Here is a 13,791-nt window from a genome sequence, read left to right as displayed (position 1 = left end):
GCGCGCAGTATAGAGGGTTTGCGCGCCGCTGTCACCCTCAGGTATGGGCAAGGCGTGATTAACGCGCCACTTCCACCTTCGCCAGTTTTTCGTAGTAGCATGCAATTGCGCTGTGATCGGCCGTGCCCAGGCCATCGGCACGCAGCGCCTGCATCATCTCCATGACCGCCGCGGTCAGCGGCAGCTGCGCGCCCACGCCGTGTGACGTATCCAGCGCGTTGGCCAGATCTTTGATATGCAGGTCGATGCGGAAACCGGGTTTGAAATTACGATCCATGACCATCGGCGCTTTGGCCTCCAGCACGGTACTGCCCGCCAGGCCACCGCGAATGGCCTGATAGACCAGGTCCGGGTTGACGCCCGCTTTGGTTGCCAGCGTCAGCGCTTCGGACATGGCGGCAATGTTCAGCGCCACAATCACCTGGTTTGCCAGCTTGGTCACGTTACCCGCCCCGATATCCCCGGTATGCACCACGGAGCCCGCCATCGCTTTCATTAGATCGTAGTATCTATCGAAAACGGCTTTATTACCGCCGACCATCACCGACAGCGTACCGTCTATCGCTTTCGGCTCACCGCCGCTGACCGGCGCGTCCAGCATATCGACGTCCTTTGCTTTTAGCGCCTCGCTGATTTCACGACTTGCGAGCGGCGCAATAGAGCTCATATCAATCAACACCAGGCCCGGCTTCGCGCCATCGATAATGCCATTTTCACCCAGCGCGACCTCTTTAACATGCGGTGAGTTTGGCAGCATGGTGATGATGACGTCGCACTGCTCAGCAATCGCTTTGGCGGTGGTGGCCGTTTCTGCGCCCGCCGCCATCACCTCCGCCACGGCCTGCGGATTATGATCGGATACCACCAGTGAGTAGCCCGCTTTGATGAGGTTCTTACTCATTGGTTTACCCATGATCCCCAGGCCAATAAAACCCACTTTCAGCGTCATAATCTGTATCCTCAATGATGGTTATTTTTTAAAAGCGTCCGCTAATTTCTGCGTGGCCGAGCGGAATACGCCGAGGTCGCTGCCGACGGCAACAAACGTGGCTCCCCACTCCAGATAGCGACGGGCGTCCGCCTCAACCGGCGCCAGAATGCCGCACGGTTTGCCGTGTGCTTTGGCGCGGGCAAAGATGTGCTGGATCGCGCGCTGCACGTCGGGGTGGCTGGCGTTGCCCAGATGGCCAAAGGCGGCAGCCAGATCGCTTGGGCCGACGAAGATACCGTCCACGCCGTTTGTGGCGGCAATCGCGTCGACGTTATCAACGCCCTGCTGGCTCTCGATCTGAACCAGAATGGTGATGTTGCTGTTGGACTGCGCGAAATAATCCGGCACGGTGCCAAACATATTGGCGCGGTGCGAAACGGAGACGCCGCGGATCCCTTCCGGGGGGTAGCGCGTTGACGCAACGGCCAGCGCCGCTTGTTCTTCCGTCTCCACAAACGGGATCAGAAAGTTGTAGAAGCCGATATCCAGCAGACGCTTGATAATCACCGGCTCGTTGGTGGGTACACGCACCACCGGGGCGCTGTGGCTGCCTTTCAGCGCCATCAGCTGCGGAATAAACGTGCTGATATCGTTCGGCGCATGTTCGCCGTCCAGCACCAGCCAGTCGAAACCGGCCAGGCCCAGCACTTCGGTGCTGATTGGGTTTGCCAGCGCGGACCAACAGCCAATCTGAATCTGGTGCGCCGCGAGGGCCGCTTTAAATTTATTCGGGAAGATATCGTTACTCATCGTATTTACCTTTTTATTCCGCAGCCTTTTCCAGCGTCATTTTATTTATTCATTCAGACACCGTGCCAGCATGATATTTATTATTCTGACGTATTCTGGCGTGATAAAATAGTCATTCAGTATAAGACGCCATCCGCGACCGCACATTGTTTTAATGCTCAGGTATTACGGCATATTTTGATAAAATTTTTTGCATATGCACAAAGCACTGGGCGCTAATGCACAGAATCAAGGATTACGGGTTCGGGAGCGATCGAGATCACATTTTAATATCCCCTATGCTGACATGCTTTATTTCTGAAAGCCGCGTATTAATTTCTACCATTAGAAAATTGGCTGAATTTATTATCAGACACTTTGCTGGAGAATAGTGAACAATGGCCGACATTGAAATTCGACAGGCATCGCCGACGGCGTTTTATATCAAAGTACACGACATCGATAATGTGGCGATTATTGTCAACGACAATGGTTTAAAAGCGGGCACTCGATTCCCGGACGGGCTGGAACTGATTGAGCATATTCCACAGGGACATAAAGTCGCCCTGGTGGATATCCCTGCTAATAGCGAAATCGTACGTTACGGTGAAGTCATCGGCTATGCCGTTCGCGCTATACCACAGGGTAGCTGGGTTGAGGAGTCGCTGGTGGCACTTCCAGAAGCGCCGCCGCTGAACACGCTTCCGCTGGCAACCCGCGTGCCGGAACCGCTTCCTCCGCTGGAGGGCTATACCTTCGAAGGCTACCGCAATGCGGACGGCAGCGTCGGCACCAAAAATCTGCTCGGTATTACCACCAGCGTGCACTGCGTGGCGGGCGTAGTGGATTACGTGGTGAAAATCATCGAACGCGATCTGCTGCCAAAATACCCGAACGTCGACGGCGTGGTGGGCCTGAACCACCTCTACGGCTGCGGCGTGGCGATTAACGCGCCCGCTGCCGTGGTGCCGATCCGGACCATCCACAATATCGCCCTCAACCCGAACTTTGGCGGCGAGGTGATGGTCATCGGCCTCGGCTGTGAAAAATTGCAGCCAGAACGCCTGCTGCAGGGTACCGAGGATGTCAAAGCCATCCCGGCAGACGAGGCCAGCATCGTGCGCCTGCAGGACGAACGCCACGTTGGTTTCCGCTCAATGGTCGATGACATTCTGCAGGTGGCAGAGCGACATCTGGACAAACTCAACCGCCGCCAGCGCGAAACGTGTCCGGCCTCGGAACTGGTCGTGGGCACCCAATGCGGCGGCAGCGATGCCTTCTCCGGCGTGACGGCCAACCCGGCGGTAGGCTATGCGTCCGATCTGCTTGTTCGCTGCGGCGCCACGGTGATGTTCTCCGAGGTGACCGAAGTGCGTGACGCCATCCATCTGCTTACGCCACGCGCCGTTAATGAAGAGGTCGGCAAGCGCCTGCTTGAGGAGATGGCCTGGTACGATAGCTATCTCGATATGGGCAAAACCGACCGCAGCGCCAACCCGTCTCCGGGGAACAAAAAAGGCGGCCTGGCAAACGTGGTGGAAAAAGCCCTTGGCTCCATTGCCAAATCCGGTCAGAGCGCCATTGCAGAAGTGCTCTCCCCGGGCCAGCGCCCGACGAAACGCGGCCTGATTTACGCGGCAACGCCGGCCAGCGATTTTGTCTGCGGCACGCAGCAGGTGGCATCCGGCATTACGGTACAGGTCTTTACCACCGGGCGCGGCACGCCGTACGGCCTGATGGCGGTGCCGGTGATTAAGATGGCGACCCGCACCGAGCTGGCAAACCGCTGGTATGACTTAATGGATATCAACGCGGGCACTATCGCCACCGGAGAAGAGAGTATTGAGGACGTGGGCTGGAAACTGTTCCACTTCATTCTGGATGTCGCCAGCGGACGGAAGAAAACCTTTTCGGATCAGTGGGGATTGCATAATCAGCTGGCGGTGTTTAACCCGGCACCGGTGACGTGACTTCCCGTCACCCAGCCCTCTCCCCCCAGGGGAGAGGGTAAAAAACCTTAAACCAACACCACCTCAATCCCGCTTTTTCGCAACCCTTCCAGGCTCTCCGCCGGAATGCCTTCATCGACAATAATCATATCAATCCGTTGTGTATCAATGATTTTATGCAGGCTCGAGCGGTTAAATTTGCTGGAGTCCGTCACCACTATAATGCGTTCTGCCACCTCGCACATTTTGCGATTCAGACGGGCTTCGTCTTCGTTGTGCGTGCTCACGCCGCGGTCGAGATCGATGGCGTCAACGCCCAGGAACAGCAGGTCAAAATGGTAATTCTGTAGCGACTGCTCGGCCTGGTCACCGTAGAAAGATTGCGACTGACGGCGCAAATGTCCGCCGGTCATCAGCAGTTCCACCCCTTCCGCTTCCAGCAACGCATTCGCGACGTTCATCCCGTTGGTCATCGCGATGACGTCCGTGTGCTGACGCAGCATGCGAGCGATTTCAAACGTCGTGGTGCCGGAGTCCAGAATAATACGGTGCCCGGGTTTGACCAGCGCGGCAGCAGCCTGCGCGATACTGCGCTTCACCGCCGTATTCAGCGAGCTTTTATCCTCCACGGAAGGCTCAGCGCCCGGCATGTTGCCTTCGCAAATCAATGCCCCACCGTAAGCGCGAACGGCAATGCCCTGTTTCTCCAGGAACGCCAGGTCGTTGCGGATTGTTACAGTCGATACGCCGTACAGATGAGACAGATCGTTAACCTGTACGCTTCCCTGCGCCCGCAACCGCTGAATGATCTGCTCCCGCCTTTCACTGGTGCTGGTGATGCGCTTTTCCGCGGATGAATCGGTGCTGCTCATACGAGCTCCTTAATCAATATTCTTTCGTTTCATTTCGTTTTGCCTATTAAGGCCTTTCCTTTACGGGAATGCAAGCCCTGCATAGCGACGATACGCAAGCTGGCACCGCGCTGAAACCTTTCATTATGTTTCTTTTGTGAAACAGATCGGAAAACTATTATCTTTCGTTTTATTTTTATATCACCATGATGCAGGATTAAATGAAACAAAACGAAAGATAAATATCATTACCATCCGAAATGGAGAGGAAAGTGAAACATCTGACAGAAATGGTGGAACACCATAAACGGGGGAATTCAAACGGGATTTACGCCGTCTGCTCCGCACATCCGCTGGTACTGGAAGCTGCAATTCGTTACGCGCATTCGCATCAGTCGCCGATGTTGATCGAGGCCACCTCCAACCAGGTGGATCAGTTTGGTGGCTATACCGGCATGACGCCCGCTGATTTTCACGGGTTTGTCTGCCAGCTGGCCGAGTCGCTCGGTTTCCCGACGTCACAGCTGATCCTCGGCGGCGATCACCTGGGCCCTAACCGCTGGCAAAACTTGCCTGCGCAACAGGCGATGGCAAATGCCGACGATCTGATCAAAAGCTATGTTTCTGCCGGATTCAAAAAGATCCACCTCGACTGCAGCATGTCCTGCGCGGACGACCCGGTTCCCCTGACCGACGCGATCGTTGCCGGACGCGCCGCACGCCTGGCGAAGATTGCCGAAGCGACCTGTCGCGAGCAGTTTGGTGAATCCGATCTGGTCTACGTTATTGGCACGGAAGTGCCGGTTCCCGGTGGCGCGCACGAGACGCTCACCGAACTTGCCGTCACCACGCCAGACGCGGCCCGCGCCACGCTTGAAGCGCACCGCCACGCGTTCGAAAAGGAAGGCTTAAGCGACATCTGGCCGCGCATTATTGGCCTGGTGGTCCAGCCTGGCGTGGAGTTCGACCATGCGCACGTCTGCGACTATCAGCCGCAGAAAGCCGTTGCCCTGAGCAAAATGGTTGAAGCCTACGACACGCTGGTGTTTGAAGCACACTCCACCGACTACCAGACGCCGCAGGCGCTGCGAAAGCTGGTCAACGATCACTTTGCGATTCTGAAAGTTGGTCCTGCCCTGACCTTCGCCCTGCGCGAAGCGCTGTTCTCGCTGGCAGCTATAGAAGAAGAGCTGCTGCCGGCTAAAGCCAGCTCCGGCCTGCGTCACGTACTGGAAAACGTCATGCTCGACCGCCCGGAATACTGGCAAAGCCATTACCACGGTGACGGCAACGCGCGTCGCCTGGCGCGCGGCTACAGCTACTCTGACCGCGTGCGCTACTACTGGCCGGACAGTCAGATTGACGACGCCTTTGAACGCCTGGTGCGTAACCTGGCAGACGAGCCCATTCCGCTGCCGCTGATCAGCCAGTACCTGCCGTTGCAGTACAGCAAAGTTCGCGAGGGCGCTCTCAAGTCAACGCCACGGGAACTCATCATTGACCACATTCAGGACATACTCCAGCAGTACCACGCCGCCTGCGAAGGCGTAACAACGCAAAACGCATAATAAAAAGAGGAAAGCGCTATGCCAAACATTGTCTTATGCCGCATTGATGAACGCCTGATCCACGGTCAGGTGGGCGTGCAGTGGGTGGGGTTTGCGGGGGCAAACCTGGTACTCGTCGCCAACGATGAGGTGGCTGAAGATCCGGTTCAACAGAACCTGATGGAAATGGTGCTCGCGGAAGGGATCGCCGTGCGCTTCTGGTCGCTGCAAAAAGTGATCGACAACATTCACCGCGCCGCTGACCGCCAGAAAATCCTGCTGGTCTGCAAATCACCCGCCGATTTTCTGAAGCTGGTTGAGGGCGGCGTGCCCATCACCCGTATTAACGTCGGAAACATGCACTACGCCAGTGGCAAACAACAAATTGCCAAAACGGTCTCTGTCGACGCGAACGATATCGCCGCGTTCAACGGCCTGAAAGCGGCCGGTGTGGAATGCTTCGTTCAGGGCGTTCCAACAGAAACTGCTTTGGATCTCTTTAAACTGCTCTGAGGGATTCACAATGGAAATCAGTCTGTTGCAGGCGCTTGGGTTGGGCATACTCGCCTTTATCGCCGGTCTGGATATGTTTAACGGGTTAACACACATGCACCGCCCGGTGGTGCTCGGGCCGCTGGTCGGTCTGATTCTGGGCGACCTGCATACCGGTATTTTGACCGGCGGTACGTTAGAGCTGGTCTGGATGGGGCTGGCCCCGCTCGCCGGTGCCCAGCCGCCTAACGTCATTATCGGCACCATCGTGGGTACCGCATTTGCCATCAGCACCGGGGTGAAGCCAGAAGTTGCCGTTGGCGTCGCCGTCCCGTTTGCCGTCGCGGTACAGATGGGAATCACGTTCCTCTTCTCGGTGATGTCCGGCGTGATGTCACGCTGCGATCGCATGGCGGCCAATGCAGATACTCACGGTATTGAACGGGTTAACTATCTTGCGCTGCTGGCGCTCGGCATCTTCTATTTTCTGTGCGCCTTCCTGCCGATCTACTTCGGTGCGGAACATGCGAAAACCGCCATTGATGTTCTGCCGGCACGGTTGATTGACGGCCTCGGCGTCGCGGGCGGCATCATGCCAGCCATCGGCTTCGCCGTGCTGCTGAAGATCATGATGAAAAACGTCTACATCCCTTACTTCATTATCGGTTTTGTCGCCGCTGCCTGGCTCAAGCTTCCGGTGCTGGCGATTGCGGCGGCCGCGCTGGCGATGGCGCTGATCGACCTGATGCGTAAATCACCTGAACCGACGGCTCCAGCGGCCCAGAAAGAGGAATTCGAAGATGGCATCTAATCAAACAACGTTACCGGGCGTGTCTGAATCCGAAGAGACGCTGCTGACCGGCGTCAACGAAAACGTCTACGAAGACCAGAGCATCGGTGCCGAGCTGACGAAAAAGGATATTAACCGCGTGGCCTGGCGTTCCATGCTGCTGCAGGCCTCGTTTAACTACGAACGTATGCAGGCCTCCGGCTGGCTGTACGGGTTGCTGCCCGCGTTGAAAAAGATCCACACCAACAAGCGGGATCTGGCGCGGGCAATGAAAGGCCATATGGGCTTCTTTAACACCCACCCGTTCCTGGTGACCTTTGTTATCGGCATCATTCTGGCGATGGAGCGCTCCAAGCAGGATGTGAACAGCATCCAGAGCACCAAAATTGCCGTCGGCGCGCCGCTCGGCGGTATTGGCGATGCCATGTTCTGGCTAACCCTGCTGCCCATCTGCGGTGGTATCGGCGCCAGCCTGGCGCTGCAAGGGTCGATTCTGGGGGCCGTGGTCTTTATCGTGCTGTTTAACGTGGTGCACCTCGGCCTGCGTTTTGGCCTGGCGCACTACGCTTACCGGATGGGCGTGGCGGCCATTCCGCTGATCAAAGCCAACACCAAAAAGGTCGGCCACGCGGCGTCTATCGTCGGGATGACGGTAATTGGCGCGCTGGTGGCAACCTACGTCCGCCTCAATACGACGCTTGAAATCAAGGCAGGTGATGCCGTTGTCAAACTGCAGGCCGACGTTATCGACAAGCTGATGCCCGCGTTCCTGCCGCTGGTCTACACCCTGACCATGTTCTGGCTGGTGCGTCGCGGCTGGAGCCCGCTGCGGCTGATTGGTATCACCGTGCTGCTGGGCGTTGTCGGTAAATTCTGTCACTTCCTGTAAAAGCAAAGAGGTTGCGATGTTAGGCATTATTTTGACGGGTCACGGCGGGTTTGCCAGCGGGCTTGAGCAGGCGATGAAGCAGATCCTCGGCGAACAGCCGCAGTTTATCGCCATCGATTTTCCTGAAACGTCCACCACCGCGCGGCTGACCACTCAGCTTGAGCAGGCGGTGAGCGAACTCGATGCAGAGCACGATATTGTGTTTCTCACCGATTTGCTCGGCGGCACGCCGTTTCGCGTGGCATCGACGCTCGCCATGCAACGGCCGGGCAGTGAAGTGATCACCGGCACCAACCTGCAGCTGCTGCTGGAGATGGTGCTGGAGCGCGATGGATTAAGCAGCGAAGCGTTTCGTCTGCAGGCACTGGAGTGCGGGCACCGCGGCCTGACGAGCCTCGTAGACGAGCTGGGACGCTGTCGCGAGGAAGCCCCTGCCGAGGAAGGGATATGAGGCAGCTGCTGCGCGCGAGGCGGGTGCTTACCGAACAGGGCTGGCTGGATGACCACCAGCTACGCATTGAAGACGGCGTGATTGCGGCTATTGAGCCTGTCCCGGCAGGCGTGACGTCGCGCGATGCAGAGCTGCTTTGCCCGGCGTATATCGATACGCACGTCCACGGCGGCGCGGGCGTGGACGTGATGGATGATGCGCCTGACGTGCTGGATATTCTCGCGATGCATAAAGCGCGCGAAGGCGTGGGCGCCTTTTTACCCACAACCGTGACCGCGCAGCTGGAGGCTATCCACGGCGCGCTCGCGCGAATCGCCCGGCGCGCTCAGTCGGGCGGCCCCGGGGCGCAGATCCTGGGCAGCTACCTGGAAGGACCGTACTTTACGCCGCAGAACAAAGGGGCGCACCCGCCCGAGTTATTCCGGGAACTGAATATCACGGAGCTGGATACACTGATCGACGTCTCGCATAACACGTTGCGGGTAGTGGCGCTCGCGCCAGAAAAACCCGGCGCGCTACAGGCGATCCACCATCTTAAACAGAGCGGTTTACGCGTGATGCTGGGCCACAGCGCTGCCACGTACCGGCAAACACTCGCCGCGTTTGATGCGGGTGCCGACGGGCTGGTTCACTGCTACAACGGCATGACGGGGCTGCACCACAGAGAGCCCGGCATGGTCGGTGCAGGGCTTACGGACAAACGGGCGTGGCTGGAGCTAATTGCCGACGGCCACCACGTCCATCCTGGGGCGATGCGCTTATGCTGTTGCTGCGCGAAGGATCGCGTGGTGCTGATTACCGATGCCATGCAGGCGGCAGGTATGCCGGACGGACGGTACACGCTCTGTGGTGAAGAGGTCTCAATGCAAAACGGCGTGGTTCGAACCGGCTCCGGCGGGCTGGCAGGTAGCACGCTGTCGCTGGATGCCGCGGTCAGGAATATGGTGGAGTATGCGGGCGTAACCGCCGAAGACGCTATCCATATGGCCTCGCTACACCCTGCCCGGCTGCTTGGCGTTGACGGTCAGCTCGGATCCTTAGCCCCGGGTAAACGCGCCAATATCATTGCGCTGGACGGGGGTTTGCACCTCCAGCAGATCTGGATTCAGGGCCAGGCTCTCCCCCTTTAGCCCTTTCATTGTGTCTCCTGTTGGCCTTACGGCACCCGATCGTAAGGCCTTTCTTTTCCTTTCCTTAAATTTTCCCTTTCCTTTCACGATCACACTTTTCGTTTTATTTCTTTTCTTTCATTGAAGTTTCGATTTCTTTTCTATAGATTTTATTTAACTGATTAAGTGAACAAGTGAAACGAAACGAAAGATAGCGACACGATTGCCAGCGTCTGATGTGGAATTCACACGACTAAGGACTGAGTTATGCCACAAACTACCACCGCCGCAACCGGCACCTGGACCGAGGAAGAGATCCGCCAGCAGCCTGCCAGCTGGATCCGCTCGCTCAACAATATCGATAGCCTGCGTGCTTCGATCGACAGCTTCCTGACGCCGCTGCTGCGCAAGCACGATCTGCGGATCGTCCTGACCGGCGCGGGCACGTCCGCCTTTATCGGCGATATCGTTTCTCCCTGGCTCGCGAGCTACACCGGGAAAAATATTTCCGCCGTCCCGACCACTGACCTGGTCACAAACCCGATGGACTACTTCAACCCTGCGCATCCGCTGCTGCTGGTTTCGTTTGCCCGCTCCGGCAACAGCCCGGAAAGCGTCGCGGCCGTTGAGCTCGCCAATCAGTTCGTACCGGAGTGCTACCACCTGTCGATCACCTGCAACGAGGCAGGGAGCCTGTACCAAACCGCCGTCGAAAGCGATAACGCTTATGCCCTGCTGATGCCTGCCGAAACGCACGATCGCGGGTTCGCGATGACCAGCAGTATCACCACCATGATGGCGAGCTGTCTGGCCGTATTCGCCCCGGAAACGATCAATAGCCACACCTTCCGCGACGTGGCCGATCGCTGTCAGGCGATCCTCTCCTCGCTCGGCGATTTCAGCCACGGCGTCTTTGGCAACGAGCCATGGAAACGGATCGTGTATCTGGGAAGCGGCGGCCTGCAGGGCGCGGCGCGCGAATCGGCGCTGAAGGTGCTGGAGCTGACGGCGGGCAAGCTGGCGGCGTTTTACGATTCTCCGACGGGCTTCCGTCACGGGCCGAAATCTCTGGTCGACAACGAAACGCTGGTGGTGGTGTTCATCTCCAGCCATCCGTATACGCGTCAGTACGATCTGGATCTGCTGGCCGAGCTGCGCCGCGATCGCCAGGCTATGCGCGTCGTCGCCATCGCCGCTGAAAACGATCCGGTCATTGAAGCGGGTCCGCACATTCTGCTGCCGCCTTCACGTCCGTTTATCGATATGGAACAGGCGTTCTGCTTCCTGATCTATGCCCAGGTCTTTGCACTCACCCAGTCGCTCAGCGTAGGCAATACGCCCGATACGCCATCCGCCAGCGGGACGGTCAACCGCGTGGTGCAGGGCGTTGTTATTCATCCGTGGCAGGCTTAAGAGGATCTGATTATGAGTATTATCTCGACGAAATATCTTCTGCTGGACGCGCAGGCAAAAGGCTACGCCGTTCCGGCGTTCAACATCCACAACGCGGAGACGATCCAGGCGATCCTCGAAGTGTGCAGCGAAATGCGATCGCCGGTGATCCTCGCGGGCACGCCGGGCACCTTTAAGCATATTGCGCTGGAAGAGATCTACGCCCTGTGCAGCGCGTACTCCCACACCTACGACATGCCGCTGGCGCTGCACCTCGATCACCACGAATCGCTGGACGATATTCGCCGCAAGGTCAACGCGGGCGTGCGCAGCGCGATGATCGACGGCAGCCACTATCCGTTTGAACAGAACGTGAAGCTGGTGAAGTCGGTGGTCGATTTCTGCCACCTCAACGACTGCAGCGTCGAAGCCGAGCTGGGCCGCCTGGGCGGCGTGGAAGATGACATGAGCGTGGACGCCGAAAGCGCTTTCCTCACCGATCCGCAGGAGGCGAAACGCTTCGTCGAACTGACCGGCGTCGACAGCCTTGCCGTCGCCATCGGCACCGCGCACGGCCTGTATACCAAACGCCCGAAAATCGACTTCCAGCGGCTGGCAGAAATTCGCGAAGTGGTCACGGTGCCGCTGGTGCTGCACGGCGCGAGCGATGTGCCGGATGAGGATGTGCGTCGCACCATCGAGCTGGGCGTGTGCAAAGTCAACGTGGCCACCGAGCTGAAAATCGCCTTCTCTGACGCGGTGAAAGCCTGGTTTGCCGACAACCCGCAGGGCAACGATCCGCGCTTCTACATGCGGGTCGGCATGGACGCCATGAAAGAGGTAGTCAGAAGCAAGATCGCCGTTTGCGGCTCGGCAAACCGACTGCTGCTTCCAGCGGAAGCCTGATCCCATCGCGCATTACGTCAGTACCTAAAAATAACTATAAGCCTCGCAAATATGAAGGCGCGTCCTTAAGCCGGACAGCGCCTTCCATTATCCTAAAAATCCGAGGAGTCCCTACATGACACAGGAAAAGTCGTTTAAATCGAAAGCGTGGGAATTTTTCCAAAGCCTGGGAAAGACCTTTATGTTCCCGGTCTCCCTGCTGGCCTTTATGGGGCTGCTGCTGGGGATCGGTAGCTCCGTCACCAGCCCTTCCACCATAAAAAGTTTTCCCTTTCTGGGCGGCGAGTTAACGCAGCTGACCTTTGGCTTTATCGCCATGGTGGGCGGCTTCGCCTTTACCTATCTGCCGCTGATGTTCGCCATGGCGATCCCGATGGGCCTCGCGAAACGCAACAAGGCCGTGGGCGCTTTTGCCGGGTTCGTTGGCTACATGCTGATGAACATGAGCATCAACTACTACCTGACCGCCACCCACCAGCTTGCCGATGCCGCGACCATGAGACAGGTGGGACAATCGATCGTGCTGGGGATACAGACCCTGGAGATGGGCGTGCTGGGCGGCATCGTGGTGGGGGTGATTACCTATTTCCTGCACGAGCGTTTTCAGGACACGGTCCTCCACGACGCCTTTGCCTTCTTTAGCGGCATCCGTTTTGTACCGATTATCACCGCCCTTACCCTTTCACTGGTCGGGCTGTTCATTCCCCTGCTGTGGGAATACGTGGCGCTGGGGATTGCCGGGATTGGCCATATTATCCAGAGCACCAGCGTTTTTGGCCCCTTCCTTTACGGCGTGGGCGTGCTGCTGCTTAAACCCTTCGGCCTGCACCACATTCTGCTGGCGATGGTGCGCTTCACGCCAGCAGGCGGGATTGAGATGGTCAACGGCCATGAAGTGGCCGGCGCGCTGAATATTTTCTACGCCGAGCTGAAAGCCGGGCTGCCGTTTAGCCCGCACGTTACCGCGTTTCTGTCACAAGGGTTTATGCCGACCTTTATCTTTGGCTTACCTGCCGTGGCCTACGCCATCTACCGCACCGCGCGTCCGGAAAACCGCCCGGTGATTAAGGGGCTGCTGCTTTCCGGTGTGCTGGTGTCCGTCGTTACCGGTATTTCAGAGCCGATTGAGTTCCTGTTCCTGTTTATCGCGCCTGCGCTTTACGCCTTCCATATCGTGATGTCGGGCCTGGCGCTGATGGTGATGGCCCTGCTGGGGGTGACCATCGGCAACACCGACGGTGGGATTCTGGATCTGCTGATCTTTGGCGTGATGCAGGGGATGTCGACCAAATGGTATCTGCTGTTCCCGGTCGGTATCGCCTGGTTTGCTATCTACTTCGTCGTCTTCCGCTGGTACATCCTCAAACACGATATCAAGACGCCTGGACGTGAAGTGGATGCACAGGCTGCACAGCAGGCCGTCGAAGCTAACACCCGCGCGCGTGGAAAATCGAAATACGATCATGGGCTTATCCTGCAGGCGCTCGGTGGCAAAGAGAACATCGAGTCGCTCGACAACTGCATCACCCGCTTGCGTCTGGTGGTGAAAGAGATGGGCCTTATCGATCAGCAGGCGCTGAAAGCCGCGGGCGCCCTGTCGGTGGTGGTGCTGGATGCTCACAGCGTACAGGTGATCATCGGTCCGCAGGTGCAGAGCGTCAAAACCGGCATTGAAGCCTTAATTTAACAGGGGGT

At 57.8% G+C, this 13,791-nt stretch carries 13 protein-coding genes; 10 read left to right on the top strand and 3 right to left on the bottom strand.

The features are described 5' to 3' along the window. Window positions 1-58: 58 nt before the first annotated feature. Window positions 59-949 (bottom strand): 2-hydroxy-3-oxopropionate reductase, encoded by an 891-nt coding sequence (gene garR, locus P349_RS08825; RefSeq protein WP_032650346.1) that lies wholly within the window; start codon window positions 947-949, stop codon window positions 59-61. Between the two features lie 21 nt (window positions 950-970). Further along, the gene (gene garL, locus P349_RS08830; protein WP_032650347.1) at window positions 971-1,741 is read right to left on the bottom strand and encodes a 2-dehydro-3-deoxyglucarate aldolase; all 771 of its coding nucleotides are present in this window, start codon (window positions 1,739-1,741) and stop codon (window positions 971-973) included. 377 nt (window positions 1,742-2,118) lie between these two features. Between garL and garD the strand changes: the two genes are divergently transcribed. Beyond that, window positions 2,119-3,690 carry a galactarate dehydratase gene (gene garD, locus P349_RS08835; RefSeq protein ID WP_024906390.1) on the top strand — a complete coding sequence of 524 codons (1,572 nt, stop codon included), beginning with the start codon at window positions 2,119-2,121 and terminating at the stop codon, window positions 3,688-3,690. A gap of 47 nt (window positions 3,691-3,737) precedes the next feature. On the opposite strand, the gene P349_RS08840 is transcribed toward garD, so the two are convergent. After that, window positions 3,738-4,541 carry a DeoR family transcriptional regulator gene (locus P349_RS08840; RefSeq protein ID WP_024906389.1) on the bottom strand — a complete coding sequence of 268 codons (804 nt, stop codon included), beginning with the start codon at window positions 4,539-4,541 and terminating at the stop codon, window positions 3,738-3,740. Between the two features lie 239 nt (window positions 4,542-4,780). Here P349_RS08840 and kbaZ point away from each other — a divergent pair, with 239 nt between their 5' ends. From kbaZ to malX, 9 genes are all read left to right on the top strand, one after another. Then, on the top strand, window positions 4,781-6,088 hold the full coding sequence (kbaZ, locus tag P349_RS08845) for a tagatose-bisphosphate aldolase subunit KbaZ (RefSeq protein ID WP_032650350.1): 1,308 nt from the start codon (window positions 4,781-4,783) through the stop codon (window positions 6,086-6,088). Window positions 6,089-6,106: 18 nt separating this feature from the next. Continuing rightward, entirely contained in the window at window positions 6,107-6,580 is a 474-nt protein-coding gene (gene agaV, locus P349_RS08850) for a PTS N-acetylgalactosamine transporter subunit IIB (protein ID WP_023333561.1), read from the top strand. Between the two features lie 10 nt (window positions 6,581-6,590). Beyond that, window positions 6,591-7,370, top strand: coding sequence for a PTS N-acetylgalactosamine transporter subunit IIC (gene agaW, locus P349_RS08855; RefSeq protein ID WP_024906387.1), 780 nt, complete (start codon window positions 6,591-6,593; stop codon window positions 7,368-7,370). Further along, entirely contained in the window at window positions 7,360-8,238 is an 879-nt protein-coding gene (agaE, locus tag P349_RS08860) for a PTS N-acetylgalactosamine transporter subunit IID (protein ID WP_024906386.1), read from the top strand. Before agaW ends, agaE begins: the two co-directional genes overlap by 11 nt. Window positions 8,239-8,254: 16 nt before the next feature. After that, window positions 8,255-8,689 carry a PTS galactosamine/N-acetylgalactosamine transporter subunit IIA gene (gene agaF / locus P349_RS08865; RefSeq protein WP_032650351.1) on the top strand — a complete coding sequence of 145 codons (435 nt, stop codon included), beginning with the start codon at window positions 8,255-8,257 and terminating at the stop codon, window positions 8,687-8,689. Further along, the gene (nagA, locus tag P349_RS08870; protein ID WP_032650352.1) at window positions 8,686-9,819 is read left to right on the top strand and encodes an N-acetylglucosamine-6-phosphate deacetylase; all 1,134 of its coding nucleotides are present in this window, start codon (window positions 8,686-8,688) and stop codon (window positions 9,817-9,819) included. Before agaF ends, nagA begins: the two co-directional genes overlap by 4 nt. A 246-nt stretch (window positions 9,820-10,065) precedes the next feature. After that, window positions 10,066-11,211, top strand: coding sequence for an SIS domain-containing protein (locus P349_RS08875; protein ID WP_032650353.1), 1,146 nt, complete (start codon window positions 10,066-10,068; stop codon window positions 11,209-11,211). A gap of 12 nt (window positions 11,212-11,223) precedes the next feature. Beyond that, window positions 11,224-12,096 (top strand): tagatose-bisphosphate aldolase subunit KbaY, encoded by an 873-nt coding sequence (gene kbaY, locus P349_RS08880; protein ID WP_024906382.1) that lies wholly within the window; start codon window positions 11,224-11,226, stop codon window positions 12,094-12,096. A gap of 115 nt (window positions 12,097-12,211) precedes the next feature. Then, window positions 12,212-13,783 carry a maltose/glucose-specific PTS transporter subunit IIBC gene (malX, locus tag P349_RS08885; RefSeq protein WP_032650354.1) on the top strand — a complete coding sequence of 524 codons (1,572 nt, stop codon included), beginning with the start codon at window positions 12,212-12,214 and terminating at the stop codon, window positions 13,781-13,783. The last annotated feature ends 8 nt before the right edge of the window (window positions 13,784-13,791 follow it).

The sequence above is a fragment of the Enterobacter sp. DC4 genome, from assembly GCF_000568095.1.
Taxonomy (GTDB): domain Bacteria; phylum Pseudomonadota; class Gammaproteobacteria; order Enterobacterales; family Enterobacteriaceae; genus Enterobacter; species Enterobacter pseudoroggenkampii.
The sequence above is the reverse complement of the archived record's forward strand: the minus strand, read 5'-3'. Positions and strand labels throughout refer to the sequence as shown.